Source organism: Amycolatopsis sp. NBRC 101858 (genome assembly GCF_030269325.1).
GTDB classification, from domain to species: Bacteria; Actinomycetota; Actinomycetes; order Mycobacteriales; family Pseudonocardiaceae; genus Amycolatopsis; species Amycolatopsis ponsaeliensis.
In genome coordinates this window covers 1-16,181 of the sequence record NZ_BSTD01000006.1, presented here as the reverse complement: position 1 = coordinate 16,181, position 16,181 = coordinate 1, and the positions used below count along the sequence as shown (strand labels likewise).

16 protein-coding genes and 1 pseudogene are annotated in these 16,181 nt (G+C 72.5%); 9 read left to right on the top strand and 8 right to left on the bottom strand.

The genetic code is table 11. The annotated features are described in order from the left end of the window. Positions 1 to 118: 118 nt before the first annotated feature. Genes QSK39_RS39150 through QSK39_RS39120 form a run of 7 tightly spaced genes read left to right on the top strand, consistent with a single transcriptional unit; the run spans position 119 to position 6,549 of the window. On the top strand, positions 119 to 1,198 hold the full coding sequence (locus QSK39_RS39150) for a polyprenyl synthetase family protein (RefSeq protein WP_285482882.1): 1,080 nt from the start codon (positions 119 to 121) through the stop codon (positions 1,196 to 1,198). Then, a complete protein-coding gene (crtI, locus tag QSK39_RS39145; protein WP_285482881.1) occupies positions 1,195 to 2,709 on the top strand; it encodes a phytoene desaturase family protein in 1,515 nt (504 codons plus the stop codon). The genes QSK39_RS39150 and crtI overlap by 4 nt, the downstream gene beginning before the upstream one ends. Beyond that, positions 2,706 to 3,653 (top strand): phytoene/squalene synthase family protein, encoded by a 948-nt coding sequence (locus tag QSK39_RS39140; protein WP_285482880.1) that lies wholly within the window; start codon positions 2,706 to 2,708, stop codon positions 3,651 to 3,653. The genes crtI and QSK39_RS39140 overlap by 4 nt, the downstream gene beginning before the upstream one ends. A 1-nt stretch (position 3,654) precedes the next feature. Next, positions 3,655 to 4,002, top strand: coding sequence for a lycopene cyclase domain-containing protein (locus tag QSK39_RS39135; protein WP_285482879.1), 348 nt, complete (start codon positions 3,655 to 3,657; stop codon positions 4,000 to 4,002). After that, the gene (locus QSK39_RS39130) at positions 4,002 to 4,319 is read left to right on the top strand and encodes a lycopene cyclase domain-containing protein (protein WP_502873350.1); all 318 of its coding nucleotides are present in this window, start codon (positions 4,002 to 4,004) and stop codon (positions 4,317 to 4,319) included. Before QSK39_RS39135 ends, QSK39_RS39130 begins: the two co-directional genes overlap by 1 nt. Continuing rightward, positions 4,316 to 5,023 carry a class I SAM-dependent methyltransferase gene (locus QSK39_RS39125; protein WP_285482878.1) on the top strand — a complete coding sequence of 236 codons (708 nt, stop codon included), beginning with the start codon at positions 4,316 to 4,318 and terminating at the stop codon, positions 5,021 to 5,023. The genes QSK39_RS39130 and QSK39_RS39125 overlap by 4 nt, the downstream gene beginning before the upstream one ends. Continuing rightward, a complete protein-coding gene (locus QSK39_RS39120) occupies positions 5,020 to 6,549 on the top strand; it encodes an FAD-dependent oxidoreductase (RefSeq protein ID WP_285482877.1) in 1,530 nt (509 codons plus the stop codon). Before QSK39_RS39125 ends, QSK39_RS39120 begins: the two co-directional genes overlap by 4 nt. Here QSK39_RS39120 and QSK39_RS39115 read toward each other — a convergent pair. Then, complete coding sequence (locus QSK39_RS39115) at positions 6,533 to 7,330, bottom strand: MerR family transcriptional regulator (RefSeq protein ID WP_285482876.1); 798 nt, start codon at positions 7,328 to 7,330, stop codon at positions 6,533 to 6,535. The two genes, QSK39_RS39120 and QSK39_RS39115, sit on opposite strands and share 17 nt — an antisense overlap. 222 nt (positions 7,331 to 7,552) lie before the next feature. Between QSK39_RS39115 and QSK39_RS39110 the strand changes: the two genes are divergently transcribed. Continuing rightward, a complete protein-coding gene (locus QSK39_RS39110; RefSeq protein ID WP_285482875.1) occupies positions 7,553 to 7,930 on the top strand; it encodes an STAS domain-containing protein in 378 nt (125 codons plus the stop codon). Between the two features lie 24 nt (positions 7,931 to 7,954). Here the strand turns inward: QSK39_RS39110 and QSK39_RS39105 are convergent, their stop codons facing one another. The 6 genes from QSK39_RS39105 to QSK39_RS39080 form a co-directional block, all read right to left on the bottom strand. Continuing rightward, positions 7,955 to 9,157 carry a glycosyltransferase gene (locus QSK39_RS39105; RefSeq protein WP_285482874.1) on the bottom strand — a complete coding sequence of 401 codons (1,203 nt, stop codon included), beginning with the start codon at positions 9,155 to 9,157 and terminating at the stop codon, positions 7,955 to 7,957. Further along, positions 9,154 to 9,444 carry a hypothetical protein gene (locus QSK39_RS39100; protein ID WP_285482873.1) on the bottom strand — a complete coding sequence of 97 codons (291 nt, stop codon included), beginning with the start codon at positions 9,442 to 9,444 and terminating at the stop codon, positions 9,154 to 9,156. The genes QSK39_RS39105 and QSK39_RS39100 overlap by 4 nt, the downstream gene beginning before the upstream one ends. A gap of 186 nt (positions 9,445 to 9,630) precedes the next feature. Beyond that, positions 9,631 to 10,635 carry a zinc-binding metallopeptidase family protein gene (locus QSK39_RS39095; RefSeq protein ID WP_285482872.1) on the bottom strand — a complete coding sequence of 335 codons (1,005 nt, stop codon included), beginning with the start codon at positions 10,633 to 10,635 and terminating at the stop codon, positions 9,631 to 9,633. Between the two features lie 349 nt (positions 10,636 to 10,984). Beyond that, complete coding sequence (locus tag QSK39_RS39090; RefSeq protein WP_285482871.1) at positions 10,985 to 11,740, bottom strand: GAF and ANTAR domain-containing protein; 756 nt, start codon at positions 11,738 to 11,740, stop codon at positions 10,985 to 10,987. Positions 11,741 to 12,053: 313 nt separating this feature from the next. Continuing rightward, positions 12,054 to 13,091 carry a fatty acid desaturase family protein gene (locus QSK39_RS39085; protein ID WP_285482870.1) on the bottom strand — a complete coding sequence of 346 codons (1,038 nt, stop codon included), beginning with the start codon at positions 13,089 to 13,091 and terminating at the stop codon, positions 12,054 to 12,056. A 105-nt stretch (positions 13,092 to 13,196) separates the two neighbouring features. Next, positions 13,197 to 13,697: a hypothetical protein gene (locus tag QSK39_RS39080; protein WP_285482869.1), complete on the bottom strand. Its 501-nt coding sequence runs from the start codon at positions 13,695 to 13,697 to the stop codon at positions 13,197 to 13,199. A gap of 446 nt (positions 13,698 to 14,143) precedes the next feature. Between QSK39_RS39080 and QSK39_RS39075 the strand changes: the two genes are divergently transcribed. Then, on the top strand, positions 14,144 to 15,595 hold the full coding sequence (locus QSK39_RS39075; RefSeq protein WP_285482868.1) for a sulfatase family protein: 1,452 nt from the start codon (positions 14,144 to 14,146) through the stop codon (positions 15,593 to 15,595). 91 nt (positions 15,596 to 15,686) lie between these two features. Here QSK39_RS39075 and QSK39_RS39070 read toward each other — a convergent pair. Continuing rightward, positions 15,687 to 16,181: pseudogene (locus QSK39_RS39070) on the bottom strand (hypothetical protein); the annotation flags it as partial.

Genomic DNA, 16,181 nt, shown 5'->3' with positions numbered 1-16,181 from the left:
GACCGGCGCGCACGCCGGATCGATCCCGATCGGTCACAGGTTTGCCGCCCGATGTGCAGGGTAAAGGCACACGGTGCATCGTTTGGATAGCGAATACGGCGACGACGGAGGAGCCCGGATGGCAGTGATCCCCGACACGGGTCCGGCGATCCGGCTCGACGAGGTGCGACAGCGGTGCGCCGAGCACGTCCACGGCTTCGTCACCGAACGAGTGCGGGAACACTTCACCGGACGCGCCGCCGGCACCCCGGCCATCGCCGCGCTGCCGGAGTTCGTGGCCGACGGCAAGTTCCTCCGGCCGTTGTTCGCCTACACCGGCTGGTGCTGCGGCAAGCCGGACGACGAAGCGGCCTTGCGCGCCGTGGCCGCACTCGAACTGCTGCACTGCTTCGCCTTGGCCCAGGACGACGTCATGGACGGCTCCGCACGACGCCGCGGCCGCGCGGCGTTGCACGTCAGGTTCGCGCAGTGGCACGAAGACGAGGGACTCGGCGGATCCGCCGCCCGGTTCGGCGAGTCGGCCGCGATCCTCGCGGGCGACCTGTTCCTCGTCTGGTCCGAACAGCTGCTGCGCGGCAGCGGACTGCCCGCCGAGGTCCTCGCCCGGGGCTGGCCGGTCTACGACCACCTGCGCTCGGAACTGGCCGTCGGGCAGCTCGGTGATCTCGTCAACGAAGCCCGCGCGCTGCCCGCGTGGGGTGCTGTCCTCGACGTCGTCCGGCGCAAGTCGGGCAACTACACCGTGCGGCGCCCGCTCGAATTCGGCGCCGCCCTCGCCGGGTGCGACGAGCAGGTCGTCCGAGCCCTCGGCACGTACGGCGGCCTGGTCGGCGAGGCGTTCCAGTTCCGCGACGACCTGCTGGGGGTCTTCGGCGATCCGGCCGTCACCGGCAAGCCGGTCGGCGACGACCTGCGCGAGCGGAAGGCCACCACGGTGGTCGTGCTCGCCGCCGAGCTGGCCGACCGCGGGCAGCGCGCCGAGCTCGACGGCCTGCTCGCCCTCGACGTCGTCGACACCGCCGCCGTGGCGCGCTGGCAACGGCTGATCACCGCCACCGGCGCCCGCGACCAGCTGGAGAAGCTCATCGACGAACGAGTCCACCACGCGCTCGAGGTGACCGACCTGGCCGACCTTCCACCGCGGCCCGCGGAAGCCCTCACGACACTGGCGCTGCGGTGCACCGAGCGGGTCCGATGAAGACCGTCGCCGGGCGCACCGACCGCGTGGTCGTCGTCGGTGCCGGGCTGGCCGGCCTCTCCGCCGCCCTGCACCTGGCCGGGCGGGGCCGCTCGGTCGTGGTCCTCGAGCGGGACCCCGGGCCCGGCGGGCGAGCCGGGCGCGTCGACCTCGACGGCTACCACCTCGACACCGGCCCCACGGTCCTGACCATGCCCGCGATCCTCGGTGACGCCTTCGCCGCCGTGGGCGCCGACCTGGCCGCGCACCTGCGGCTGACCCGGCTCGAACCCGCCTATACCGCGCGGTTCGCCGACGGATCGGTCCTGCCGGTGCACACCGACGCCGAGCGGATGACCGACGTCGTCCGGGACTTCGCCGGGCCGGCGGAGGCAGCGGGTTACCGGCGCCTGCGCGACTGGCTGACCCGCTTGTACCGCGCGGAGTTCGACCGGTTCGTCGCCGCGAACTTCGACTCGCCACTCGGGCTGCTCACGCCGGACCTGGCCCGGCTCGTGGCGCTGGGCGGATTCCGGCGCCTGGACCCGCGGATCGGCGCCTTCCTCAGTGACGAACGGCTCAAGCGCGTCTTCACCTTCCAAGCGCTGTACGCGGGGGAGTCGCCGATGCGGGCGCTCGCCCTCTACGCGGTCATCTCCTACATGGACACCGTCGGCGGCGTGTACTTCCCCGAAGGCGGGATGGCCGCCGTGCCTCAGGCCATGGCGAAGGCGGCCGCCGAGGCCGGGGTCGAGTTCCGCTTCGGCACGGCCGTCAGCGCACTCGAACGCCGGGGACCGCGGATCACCGCGCTGCACACCGACAACGGCAGCCGGATCGAAGCGGACGCGGTCGTCCTGACCACCGAACCGCACGAGAGCTACCGGCTCCTCGGGCGGACACCGCGCCGGCCGGTGCAGCTGCGCGCGGCGCCGTCGGCGCTGGTCCTGCACGCCGGTGGCCCCGCCGAGCCGGCGCTCGGGCACCACACGATCTCCTTCGGGAACGGCTGGGCGTCGACGTTCCGCGAGCTGATCACCGACGGACGGCGGATGAGCGACCCGTCGCTGCTGATCACCCGCCCGACGGCGACCGACCCGTCGCTGGCCCCGCCGGGCCGCGACCTGTACTCGATCCTGGCACCGGTGCCGAACCTCGACCGCGGGCCCCGCGACTGGGACGCCGACGCCCAGCCGTACGCCGAGGAGATCCTCGACCACGTCCGCGCCCGGCTGCTGCCCGGCTTCACCCCCGAAACCTCCTACGTGCTGAGCCCGGCCGACTGGCAGCGCCGCGGCCTGGTGGCCGGCACGCCGTTCAGCTACGCGCACTCGTTCGTCCAAACCGGACCGTTCCGGCCGCGGAACCTGCCGCCCGGCACGGAGAACGTCGTCCTGGCCGGCGGCGGGACGGTCCCCGGCGTCGGCGTCCCGACGGTCCTGCTCTCGGGCCGGCTCGCCGCGGACCGGATCACCGGCGGCCACCGCACCACGACCACCACCCTCGACCTCGCCGCGGAAGGAAGCCGATGACGAGCCGCGAACTCGACGCCGCCGGCATCACCGAACCCGGGCTGCGCCAGGCCTACCGGCGCTGCCGGGAGGTCAACGCCCGGCACGGCCGGACCTACTTCCTGGCCACGCGCATGCTTTCGCCCGCTCAGCGCCCGGCCGTGCACGCGCTCTACGCGTTCGCCCGGCGGCTCGACGACCTCGTCGACGAGCCGGAACCCGGGGCCACGCCGGAAGGTCTCGCCGCCACGCTGCACGAGGTCGAACGGCACTTCCGCACCGAACTCGCCGCCGGGCGCAGCGACGACCCGCTGCGCACCGCCGTGATCGACACCGCCGCTCGTCACGAGATCCCCGAACCGCACTTCACGGCCTTCTTCACGTCCATGCGCATGGACCTCACCGTCACCGCCTACCCGACCCGGGCCGCGCTCGACGAGTACGTGCACGGCTCGGCCGAAGTCATCGGCCTGCAGGTGCTGCCGGTGCTGGGCACCGTCGTGCCGCGCGCGGAGGCCGCCCCGCGCGCCGCCGCCCTCGGAAAAGCTTTCCAGCTGACCAACTTCCTGCGCGATGTCGCCGAAGACCTCGACCGCGGCCGGGTCTACCTGCCGGCCGACGAACTGGCCGCCGAGGGGGTCGACCGCGACCGGCTCACCTGGTGCGCGCGCACCCGCCAGGTCGACCGGGCGGTGCGGCGGGCGCTGGCCGACCAGGTCGCGCGGACGCGGCGGATCTACGCCGAGGCCCGCCCGGGCATCCCGATGCTGCACCCGGCGTCCCGGCCGTGCGTGTGGACCGCTTTCACGCTCTACGGCGGCATCCTCGACCGCATCGAAGCCGCGGACTACAACGTCTTCGCCGGCCGCGCCCGGGTGCCGCGGCACCGCCGGCTGCTCGCGGCCGGGGATGCCCTCGTCCGCGCCCAGTGGGCTCGCCACCGCCACCCGGTGGCGGTGGCCTGAGGTGGGCCGGTTCGAGTACCTGATCGTGCTCGTCGCGTGCGTGGTCGTGACGCTGCCGCTGGAGCTGGCCGGGGCGCGGGTGTACCGGCGGCCGCGCCTGCTCGCCCGTGCGGTGCTGCCGGTCGCGGCCGTGTTCCTGGTCTGGGACGCCGTCGCCATCGCCGCCGGCGTCTGGGACTTCGACCCGGCGTTCGTGACCGGGCTGCGCGCGCCGCTGGGGATCCCGCTGGAAGAGGTGCTGTTCTTCGTCGTCGTCCCGGTCTGCGGGCTGCTGACCTACGAGGGCGTGCAGCTCACCGGCCGGCTGGTGGGGCGGGTCCTGCGACGCCGTCAGCGGGTGCCGCGCTGATGCCGTGGGGCTACACCGTGCCCGCCGTCGCCGCCGTGGTCGTGGTGATCGCGGCGGAACTTCTCGTGCTGCGCACCGGGCTGCTCCGCCGGCCCGCCTACTGGGTCACGATGGCCATCGTCACCGCCTTCCAGGTGCCCGTGGACGGGTGGCTGACGAAGCTGTCCGCCCCGATCGTGCGGTACGCCCCCGACGGCATCACCGGCTGGCGGTTCCCGTGGGACATCCCCGTCGAGGACTTCCTCTTCGGGTACGCCCTGGTCACCGCGGTCCTGCTGCTGTGGGAACGCGGGAAGTCGCGAAAGGACAGTGCATGAGCTTGTTGTCCGGCAACGGGTTGCCCCGGGACGAGGTGCCGTCCGCGTTCGACGGCGGCGCCGCGGCCTACGACCGGCTCGTCGGCATCAACCCGGGCTACCACCGGCACCTCCGCATCTCCGCGCGCCGGCTCGGGGCCGCCGACGGCTCGCGCATCCTCGACGCCGGATGCGGCACGGGCGCCTCGACAGCGGCGTTGCTGTCGGCGGCCCCGCGCGCCCGGATCACCGCGATCGACGCGTCCGCCGAGATGCTCGCCCGGGCGCGCGCGAAGAACTGGCCGGCCACAGTGGACTTCAGCCACACTCCAGTCGAGGAGCTGGCGGACGAGGGTCCGTTCGACGCGATCTTCGCCGCCTACCTGGTGCGCAACCTCGCCGATCCCGACACCCAGCTGAAGAAGCTGCACGGCCTGCTGCGCCCGGGTGGCCGCATCGCCGTGCACGAGTACTCCGTGCGGGACTCCCGGCGCGCCCAGCGGGTGTGGAACGTGGTCTGCGGCGCGATCGTGATCCCGGCGGGCCGGCTCGCCACCGGCGACGCGACGCTGTACCGGCACCTGCGCCGCAGCGTGCTCGCCTTCGACGGCGTCGCCGACCTCTGCGCCCGCCTGGCCGGCGCCGGGTTCACCGACGTCCGCACCGGCACCATGCCCGGCTGGCAGCGCGGGATCGTCCACACCGTCCTGGGCACCCGCCCGTGAAGCCGGGACGCGACCGCCGCATCGAGACGCACCTGGCGCCGGCCGGGCTGACCGATGCCGGGCGCCTCGGGCGTCGTCCGCGCGCCGCCGTCGTCGGAGGCGGGATCGCCGGGCTGACCGCCGCGACGGGGCTGGCCGAGCGCGGTGTCGAGGTCACGGTGTTCGAGCGCGAGCGGCACCTCGGCGGGCGCGCCGGCGGCTGGGCCGAGCGGCTGCCGGACGGCACCCCGGTCACCATGAGCCGCGGCTTCCACGCGTTCTTCCGCCAGTACTACAACCTCCGCGCGCTGCTCGCCCGCACCGACCCCGGGCTCGACCGGCTGACCGCGGTCGCGGACTACCCGCTGGTCGACGCGCACGGCCGCACGGACACCTTCGCCGGGCTGCCGCAGACCCCACCGGTGAACGCGCTCGCGTTCGCTTTGCGCAGCCCCACATTCCGGGCGCGGGATCTGCTCCGGCTCGACGGACGGCGGGCGCTGCCGCTGGCCGGGGTCGCCGTGCCACGGATCTACGAGCAGCTCGACGACGTCGACGCCGCGACGTTCCTCGCCGCGATCAACTTCCCCGCCGCGGCACGGCACCTCGCCTTCGACGTGTTCTCCCGCAGCTTCTTCGCCGACCCTTCGGAGTTGTCGGCGGCCGAGCTGGCGACGATGTTCCACCTGTACTTCCTCGGCTCCGCCGAAGGTCTGCTGTTCGACGTCCCGGCCGAGCCGTTCCCGCAAGCCCTCTGGAACCCGCTGGGGGAGTACCTGGCCTCTCGGCGCGCCGACATCCGGACCGGCGTGCTGGTCGCGGTGGTCGAGCCCGAAGCCGACGGGTTCCGGGTCGACGGCGAGTTCTTCGACGCCGTCGTGCTCGCCGGGGACGTCCCGGGCCTGCAGCGCGTCGTGGCGGCTTCCCCGGGGTTGGGTACCCCGGACTGGCGTGCGGCCGTCGCGGACCTGCGCACGGCACCGCCGTTCGTCGTCCGCAGGCTGTGGCTGGACCGCCCGGTCGACGCCGCGCGCCCCGCGTTCCTCGGGACGGGCGGTCTGCCGCCGCTGGACAACATCAGCGTCTTGGACCGCTACGAAGGCGAAGCGCGCCGGTGGGCCCGCCGCCACCACGGCTCGGTCGTCGAGTTGCACGCCTACGCGTCCGGTGCGGACAGCGAACGCGTCGCCAAAGAACTGGACGGGATGCTGCACCGGCTCTACCCCGAGACCGCCGACGCCCGCGCGGTCGGCGCGATCACGCTCGTGCGCCAGGACTGCCCGCTTTTCCCGGTCGGCGGCTTCGCCCGGCGGCCTGCGGTCGCGACCCCGCAGCCCGGTCTGGTGCTCGCCGGGGACGCGATCCGGATCGACCTGCCGGTCGCCCTCATGGAACGCGCGGCCACCACCGGCTGGACCGCCGCGAACACCCTGCTGCGGCGGTGGGGGCTCGCCGGTCACCCGCTGCGCTCGGTGCCCAACCACGGCCGGATAGCCCTGCTCGACCGGCTCGCCGCCCGCAGCGGGCGGCTCATTCCCGCGCGGTGAGCAGTGCCACCGCGTCGCCGAGCGACTCCGGGCGCTCCGCTCGTTTCCCGCGTGCCGGCCACCCCGGCCCGGCCAGCACCAGCCGGGCTTTCCCGCGCAGGCGTGGGGGTTTCGCCGGCTGACTGCTCCACACCACGACGGCCGCGGGGTGCGTGCGCCGGACCGCATCGCGAAGCGCGCCTTCGGGGATCGAGGCGCCCAGCAGCAGTGCGGATCGGCCGTTCTCGGCGAGTGCTGCGCGGAGGGCCTCGAGCGGCAGGGTGTGCCGGTCGCCGTCCGCGCAGGCGAGCAAGATCGCGGCGCCGGTGCCGACCGGTGCCGGAACGCGGTGCAGGGCGACGGTGATCGCCCAGGCCAGGACGTGCACGAGGTCGATGCAGTGGTCGGGGCCGCCGAGGGCGTCGAGTGCGGGCCGGCAGAGACGGTCCCAGGTGGCGACGACGCCTTCGGCGCTCAGCTGCGCTTCGAGCACCGCGATCGACCGGTCCGTGTCCAGCCGGGTCACCGCGTCCAGCAGCAGCTCGACGTCGGCGCCGCGACCGGGGTGGAAGGCCCGGGACGCGGCGGTCCCGGTGCTGAAGCCCTGGTCGATCAGGTGCTTCATCCGCAACAGCGCGTGGACGTCGGCGCTGTCGTACCGGCGGTGGGCGCCGGCTTGCGGCGCGGAGAGCGTCAGCCCGTACCGGCGGTGCCACGCGCGCAACGTGGACGGCGGCAGCTCCAGCATGCGGGCGACCGCCCCTGCCGACCAGGTGGCGGGGGCGGTGCCGGGAGACTCCATCGGAACAGTGTGGCCGAACCGGACGCGGGACGCTCAGCTGTCGGGGTGGCCGACCTCACCGGGCCGCCCCGGTGCAGCCTCGCCGGCCGGCCGTGGTTGAACGCGGCGGACCGGGCGGGCTATGGTGGCCGTACGTGATTGAGCAGCCAGTCACATCACGGTTTTCGCCCGGCCTGGACCCCGCCCGCCGGCAACCTCGGATTTCGAGCGTGGGGAGCCACTATGGCTCGGCCTTTCATCGTCGTCAACGCCGACGGGTGTCCGCCCCTCGACGTGCACACCCTTCATCCTCGCCCCGGTGCGGCGGTCGTGACCGTCCGCGGAGAGATCGACCTGGTCACCGCACCGCGGTTGGCCGACGAGCTGAACGCGCTGTGCCGGACTCCGCACCACCAGGTGCTCATCGATCTGAGCGGGGTGGATTTCCTGTCCGTCCGGGGTGTCACCGTGCTGCTCGACCTGGAACAGCACTGCCGGGCGGTTTCGACGCGGCTTTCCGTGGTCGCTTCGCCGGTGGTCCGGCGGGTCTTCGAGCGGCTGGGCCTGGCCGGCCGGTTCGGCATGGCGGAGCGGCTCCGGCTCGTCCCCTTGCAGCCCTAGGACCGGACGGGGCGGCGTGACTTCTCACGCGGTGGCCGCACGGGATCGCGGCTTCACGGCCGGCCGGAGGGACGGGGCGGCCACGAGGTAGGCCCGGACCGCGTCCGCGGCGACCCGGTCCCACGAATAGCGCGCGTTCGCCCGGTCCCGGCCGGAGGCGCCGTAGATACCGCGCAGCGCCGGGTCGCCGAGCAGCCGCCGCAGCGCGGACACGAGGTCAGCCCGCTGCCCGGGCCGGACGAGGAGCCCGGTGAAGCCGTCGACGACCGTGTCGGTCAGCCCGCCGACCGCGGCCGCGACCACCGGTACCCCGCAGGCCATGGCTTCGAGGGCCACGGTCCCGAACGGCTCGTACCGCGGGGTGCACACCACGACGTCGGCCGAGCGCAGCAACGCCGGCCGGGCGGCCCGGGGGACCCGCCCCGGCCAGCGGACGCGATCGGCGACACCCAGCCGGGTCGCCAGGTGCCGCAACCGGTGCGCTTCGGGCACGTCACCGGCGACGACCAGTTCGGTGTCCGGCAGCTGGGGGAGCGCGGCGATCGCGACGTCGAACCCGTTGTGCGGCAAGCCCGGCCCGGCGCTGACGATCCGGTGGTGCGCCGTACGAGCCGCCCGGGGGCCCTCGTCGGAAAACCGGTCGAGGTCCACTCCGCACGGCACGATTGAGATCCGGCCGCGGGGCACGCCGAGCCCGTTCAGTTCGAGTACTTCGGCCGAGCAGGTGGCGATGATCCGGTCGGCGCGCCGGCCGAGCATCCGCTCGAGCCGGATCCGGTCGGCCAGGCCGGCGGCTCGCTCGCTCCGGTGTCGCTGTTCCGCGCTCCCGAGCGTGTGGAAGGTCTGCGCGAACGGGATCCCGAGTTCGTCCGCCGTGAGAGCGGTCGCGATCCCGGAGATCCAGGAGTGCGCGTGGACGAGATCGGGGGAGTCCGTCCTCCACCGGTCCCGCAGGAAGTCGCCGAAGTCGCCGGTGAACGGCAGCAGGTCGGCTTTCGCGGCCCGCCGGGGCGGCCCGGCCGGCACGTGCACGACGCGGTACCCGCCCGGAGTGTCCACTCTGGACCGGACGCTCCGGGATCCGCGCCGGGTGTAGACGGTCACCTCGTGCCCGGCCCGCGCCATCGCCGAGGCCAGTTCGTCGACGTGGACGCTCTGGTCACCCGGGTCGGCTTCCCCGGCGGCGCTCAGCGGGCTGGCGTGCGCCGAGACCATCGCGATCTTCACGGTCGGTGCGCACCGAGGTCGGCGCGGTCGACCTTGCGGTGGAACCGCATCCCGGCCAGGCCGCCGACCAGCGCGACGACGAGCGCGACGACGGTCATGACGATCGTCCAGACCCAGACGGCGATGCCCTGCTTCACGCCGTTGAACCGGGCCATGCGCCCGGCGACGTAGCCGCCGCAGTAGTAGGCGACCAGCAGGACGGCGGTGCCGATCGCGGTGAGCCGGCCGGTGAACCGGCTTCGCACCGCCGGCTCCCGGCGGCCGTCGTCCTCACGTTCGGTGGGCATGGTGCGCTCCTTCGGTGGTCCGGTGAGCCGAGCGCGGAGACCCGGACCGCCGCCACTCGCGCGGATGCGATCGTGAGGAGAACACCGGACCTCCGGGTGCCACTCGCCGTCGGACACCGGGGTCTGGGGTGTGTGCTGCCGAGCCGATCACGGCTCCTGGTGGGCGAATGCCCTCGACGTGCCCCCTCAAACATCAGACGGGAGCGCGGCCGCCGCGACGGTCTCGTCGGCGAACCGCAGCTTTTCCTGGACCACGGGCGACAGCGCGAACGGGTAGAGGTCGTCCTTGCCCATGCTGCGGTTGAGCTGGTTGAGCGCGCGCGACAGCGGAGTCCAGGTCGCGATCAGGTCGTCGACGTCGTCGGTGTGGTCTTCGGGGACGGCGTCGACGCGGCTGCCCGGGTGCGGCGCGATCGGCGTGCCGGCGACCAGCACGCCGAGCGCCGCCGCGGTCTGCACCGTGTCGCGGATGTGCAGGAGGTGGGCGAAGGTTTCGGCCCAGTCCTCCCACGGGTGCGCGGCCGCGTAGTGGCTGACGTGGTTCTCCGCCCAGCCGGTGGCGGCGGTGTCGCCGTAGTGCTCGGCGAGCGCCTGCTGGTAGTCGGCGCGCTCGTCGCCGAACAGGCGCCGGAACGCCTCCGGCGCGCCGGCGATGAGCCGATCCCAGTACCAGTGGCCGATCTCGTGGCGGAAGTGGCCGAGGAGCGTGCGGTACGGCTCGGCCAGCCGCGCGCGCAGGCCTTCGCGGAACCCGTCGTCGCCTTCGGCGAGGTCGAGGGTGATCACGCCGCCGGCGTGGCCGGTGGTCACCGGCCGGTCGGTGCTCGAGAGCAGGTCGAACGCCAGGCCGTGCTCGGGATCGGCCGTCCGCGGCGTGACCGGGAGTCCGAGGTCGTCCAGCTGGTAGAGCAGCCGTCGTTTGGCGGTCTCCGCGGCGCGGAAGGCTTCGAGGGCGTCGACGTCCGCGTCGGCCGGGCGGGTCCGGGTCAGCTCGCAGCAGCCGCACAAGGGGTGGCCGGCGGTGATCCAGTTGCACCCGGCGAGCTCGGCGTTGGCGCAGCGATCACGTCCGGTCGTGCGGACCATCGACCGCGTCGCGCGGTCGTAGCCGACGCCGGTGCCGCACACCACGCAGGCCGAGTTCTCGAAGAACAGCAGGTTCGCGCAGTGCGGGCAGGTGAACGTGCGCATGCGGGACGTCCTTCCGGTCAGGTGCGGGACTGTCGGTGGTCACGAGCCGGCCAGTCGCGGAGCGTGGTGTAGACGGCGTCGTCGTGGAGCAGGCCGAAGTGGTTGAGCCCGCCGAGCCAGACTATGTCGGCTGGGTCGCCGAAGAGGAGCCGTCGCGGCGTAGTGCCCGGGCGCGGCTTCGGGGACCGACGCGGTCCAGTAGTCGCGCGCGGCCGCCGAAGCCGGTGCGGTCAAGCCGTGCACCAGTTCGCTCAGCGCCGAGGTTGCCGGCTTGATCATTCGCGCTTCTTCCTTTGCTCATACCCGCCGGGAGGGCGGTGAACCGCAACCACCGGGGTGATCTCGGGCGCTAGCTGGCGGCGAGGATCGCGGCCGGGTCGACGGTGCCGTCGGTGATCGCGGCGGCCACGTCGGTCAGGCGCAGCCGACGAGCACGGGCGTAGGACCGCAGCTGCTTGAACGCGTCGTCCATCGAGAGCCCGCCGCGTTGGGCGAGGACTCCCTTGGCCTGCTCGATGACGACGCGGCTGTCGAGCGCGGTCTGCAGCTGGCCGGCGACCTCGTTGCGCTGCTCGATGGTGCGCTGCTGCAGGATCCCGATGGTCGCGACGTCGGCCAGGGCCTGCCCCAGTTCGATGTCGTCGCGGTCCGGGTCGCCCGGATCGGCGCCGAGAAACGTCAGAACCCCGATTACTTCGTCCCGCAAGCGCATCGGAATGGCGTGCGCCGCACGGAATCCGCATTCGTGGGCGGCGGCGGTGAATCGGGGCCACTGGCGCGTCTCGGCACGCAGGTCGGTGCAGAAGACCGGGACGCCGCCGCGGACGCAGTCGATGCACGGCCCGTCGTCGGTCTCGACGGCGAACAGCTCCAGCAGCTCGGCTCGCTCGGAAGAGGTCGCGGCCACGCGCAACCCGCCGGTGGCGTCCAGCAGGATCACGCTCGTCGCGGACACACCGAGCAGCTCGACGCAGTGCTCGGCGAGCATGGACAGGAAGTCGGACACGTCGAAGTCGGCGACGAGGGTGTCGGCGAGCCTCACGAACGTCCGCGAGAGCAGCCTTTCCCGGTTGTGCAGGACTTCGCTGTGGGGTTCGCCTGCCATCAGTTGTCTTCTTGCTTTGCCGAGCGGTGGTGCCGGTCCTGGCGACGCTGTTCCCGGGTGCGGCGGGGAGGCGGCGGCGCGAGCAGGTCGACGGCCCAGCGATCCGCCCACCCGGACGGCGGTGCCGAAGGGCGCGCGCCGGTCAGTCGGCGCGCCTGCGCGAGAGGTTTTTGCAGAGCGGAGTGAAAGGTCATGGCGGACTCCAGCGTTCCCATCGGGCCGCTGGGGTCTGGAGCGGCAGCTCGAAGACATCGATTCACGAGTGATTCGGTGTCCGCTCCGCGTCGGCTTGGCCCGATCTGCCACCGGCCCGCTACCGGGCGGTGCGCAGCGGTGCACTGACTTCGTGCAGGTGCTGCAGGACGTAGTAGTAAGTCTTGAACAGCCCGCACTGGGCGTAGTCGATCGCGTGGTCGTCGCAGAACTTCCGGACCAGGGGCTGCGCGCGACGCAGGTTGGCTCGCGGCATGCTCGGGAACAGGTGGTGCTCGATCTGGTAGTTCAGCCCGCCGAGGGTGAAGTCGACCCACGGACCGCCGCGGACGTTGCGGCTGGTGAGCACCTGCTTGCGCAGGAAGTCGAGCTTGGTCTTGTCGGTGTAGGTGGGCATGCCCTTGTGTCCCGGCGCGAACGAGCACCCCATGTACACGCCCCACAGCCCTTGGTGGACGGCGATGAACGCCAGCGCCACCGGCGGGGACAAGACCACGAACACCGCACCCAGGTAGAGCCCGATGTGGGCGGCCAGCAGGACGGCTTCGAGCCGGCGGTGCTTGACCTCGTCGTCCCGCACGGCCTCGATGGCCGCCCAGTGCAGGCTCAGCCCTTCCAGCAGCAGCAGCGGGAAGAACAAGAACGCCTGGTGCTTCGACGTCCAGCGCACGAACCCGCGTTTCCCACCCGTCTGCCCGCGGGTGAAAGCCAGCAACGGGATGTCGATGTCAGGATCGTCGTCTTCGTGGTTGGGGCTGGCGTGGTGGCGGGTGTGCTTGCCCATCCACCAGCCGTAGCTCATCCCGACGATCCCGCCGAGCGCGTAGCCCAGGCGATCGTTGGCCCGGCCCGTGCGGAAGATCTGGTTGTGGCCCGCGTCGTGGCCCAGGAACGCGATCTGGGCGAACATCACGGCGAAGAACGCCGCGGTGACCAGCTGCCACCACGAGTCGCCCAGCAGGGCGAACGCGACACAGCCGCCGGCGAAGACGAGCAAGGTCAGGCCGATCTTCCGGCCGTAGTAACCGAGGCGCCGGTCCAGCAGGCCTTCGTTTCGTACGAGGCGGCCGAGCGCGCCGAAATCGTTGCGTGACGCGGCCCGGAGGGCGGCGTCACCGCCCACAGCAGACACAGTCATGTGAGTCCTTCCCAAGTCCTGCGGGCGCCGGGGACTGGGGCGGCCACTCACTACCGGACCCGGATTCCCGGTCCTGAACCAGGTCAAACAGGATCTGACCGGGGGTCAGGCGAACGGTATCGAATGCGTGCCCCACCTGGTGATGGTCGACAGCCCGGCGTTGAGCAGGCGCACGACCTGGCTCCGGGTCCACCCGGTTTCGGCGGCGACCTCGGAGATCGGCCGGTGTCGTACCGCCACGGACCAGACGGTGAACCGCTGGCGGGGCGGCAGGAGCGCGAGCTCGTCGCGGACCACCGCTTCGGCCAAGGCGTTGTCGAACACCGCCGGGTCGCGGCGACGGTCGAGGCTGCGCAGCGCAGCCGCCACGGCGATCCGGCCGCGCCGGGCGGCGGCCAGACGGTGTGCCGGCGAGGAGGGGGCGGTGGTCGACGAGGCGGTCAGCTTCGGGACCAGCCGGATGCACAGGCGCGCGGCGGCCCCGGGGGACCGGCCGGTCCGCCGGGCGACGAGGTACACCATCTCGAGGACGCGGTCGGTGTCGCTGACCTCGGGGCTGCGGATCCACGGTGGGTCCGCCGTCTGCCGATCCTCCATGGTGATCATCAGCTTGGGCTCTTTTGCTCGGTAAGGACGTGCACGCCACGGCGGCATCGTCCATCTTGGACGGTCATCGCCCGCACGCAGCCGACGGGTCGAGGTGAGCCGTAGCGGCGACGGGGAACCGCAAGCATCGGGGCGCGGTCTGGGGTCGTCGCGGAATTCGGAGTGGTCCACGATCAGCTCCTGAGCGCCGGCCTCCGTGGATCAGGGCCGGCTGTCGAGCGGTGATCGTCGCGAGCGCGTGGTCTGGGCCCTCCCGGCGCGGTGATCACCAGCCTAACGCCTCGCCGGCGTTCTGGCGACCGCACCGAACGGCCGGCGGGCCGGCCCGACATCGGCCCATCCGGCCGGTTCGGTCGCCGGCAGGAAGGACGAGCGACCGTTCGCCCTTTACCGAACCCGAACAGTACGCAGACCGTTCTCTGCGGTCCCGGCCTTAGCGTGCGGGTATGTCACGTCGCGCTCGCCTGTTCCTGAACTCGGTACTGGTCTTGGCCCTGGCCACGACGGCCGCGGCCTGCACCACGGACAGCTCGTCGCCGGCGACCCCGGGCGGCAAACCGAACATCGTCCTGGTGCTCACCGACGACCTCTCGATGAACCTGCTGCCCTACCTGCCGCACGTGCAGGAACTGGCCCGCAACGGCACCACGTTCGCCGACTACACCGTCACCGACTCGCTGTGCTGCCCGTCGCGGTCGTCGCTGTTCACCGGGATGCTGCCGCACGACACCGGCGTGTTCACCAACGGCGGCCAGGACGGCGGCTACGGGGCCTTCCACGGCCGGGGCGACGACAAGTCGACCTACGCGACATCGTTGCAGCAGGCCGGCTACCACACCGCGATGATGGGCAAGTACCTCAACGGCTACGACCCGAAGGCCGACGGCGTGCCCCCGGGCTGGAACGAATGGGACGTCGCCGGCAACGGCTACGGTGAGTTCAACTACGACCTCAACGAAAACGGCACGGTCAAGCACTACGGCAAGGCGCCCGAGGACTACCTGGTCGACGTCATGGCCGGAAAGGCCGCGCAGTTCGTCACCGGCTCGGCCGCCGCGCACACGCCGTTCGCCATCGAGCTCGCCACCTTCGCCCCGCACGGCCCGTACACCCCGGCGCCCCGCGACGCCGACGCGTTCCCCGGCCTCACCGCGCCGCGCGGGCCGGCGTTCGACACCCTGCCGTCGTCGGCGCCGTCGTGGCTCGCGTCCCGGACGCCGTTGACGGACAAGGAAAAGAAGACCATCGACAAGGACTTCCGCAAGCGCGCGCAGGCCGTGCAGTCGGTGGACAAGATGATCGGCACCGTGGAAGCCGCGCTGGACGAAGCGGGCGTGCGAGGCACCACCGACATCGTCTTCACCTCGGACAACGGTTACCACATGGGGGAGTACCGGCTGACTCCCGGCAAGCAGACCGCCTTCGACACGGACGTCCACGTGCCGCTGGTGGTGGCCGGCCCCGGCGTCAAGGCGGGGGCGACGGTGGACCAGCCGGTGGAGAACATCGACCTGCGGCCGACGTTCGAGCAAGTGGCCGGCGCCTCGACGCCTTCGCAAGTGGACGGCGAGAGCCTGGTGCCGTTGTTGACCGGCACCGCGCCACCGGCGTGGCGCACGGTCGGGCTGGTGGAGCACCACGGCCCGGACTTCGACCGGACCGACCCCGACAAGCCGAAGAAGAACAGCGGCAACCCCACCACGTACGAGGCGATCCGCGGGACCGGCTTCACCTACGTCGAATACGCGGACGGGACGAAGGAGTACTACGACCGCGGCCCGGATCCGCAGGAGCTGCACAACACCGCGGCGCAGTTGCCGCCGGACAAGGCGAAGCAGCTGCACGACACACTGCAGGCCATGGTCTCCTGCCACGGGGCGGCCGCGTGCCGGCACTGAGACCGCCGGCCGGCAGCCGTACCCGGACATGAGAGCGGGGCACCAGGGTGACCCTGGTGCCCCGCTCCGTGTTCAGTTGTCCCGCAGGCCGTCAGACGGTGTGCGGGCTGTGCGCGACGGTGTTCCAGCCGGTGGCGATGACGTGGGCGTTGCCGCCGTTGCCTGCCCAGCCGGAGTTCCCGCCGGTGGTGGTGCTGGTGTTCCAGGCGTCGCCGGTCGAGCCGGTGGCGCCGGTGTCACCCGAGTTGCCCGAGGTCACCGTGGTGGCCGACTTCGTGCCCTCGTGCTTCCAGCTGCCGTGGTGACGGCCCTGCTGCTCGTGCCCGCGGGTCGACGTGACGGCGGTGTTGCCGCCGGTCGAGCCCGAGTCGCCCGAGTTGCCGGACTTGCCGCTCACGGCGTTGTTGCTGCTGGTGGCGTTCCCGGCGTCGCCGGAGTTGCCACCGTTGCCGCCCTTGGCGGTGCCGGTCACGACACCCAGGACGCCCGTGCGGCCGCCCTGCTCGTGCCGCTTCCAGCTGTGCCCACCGGTGTTCGTGGCGGAGTTCTGGCCGGTGCTGACTGCGGTGGCGTCGCCGCCGTTGCC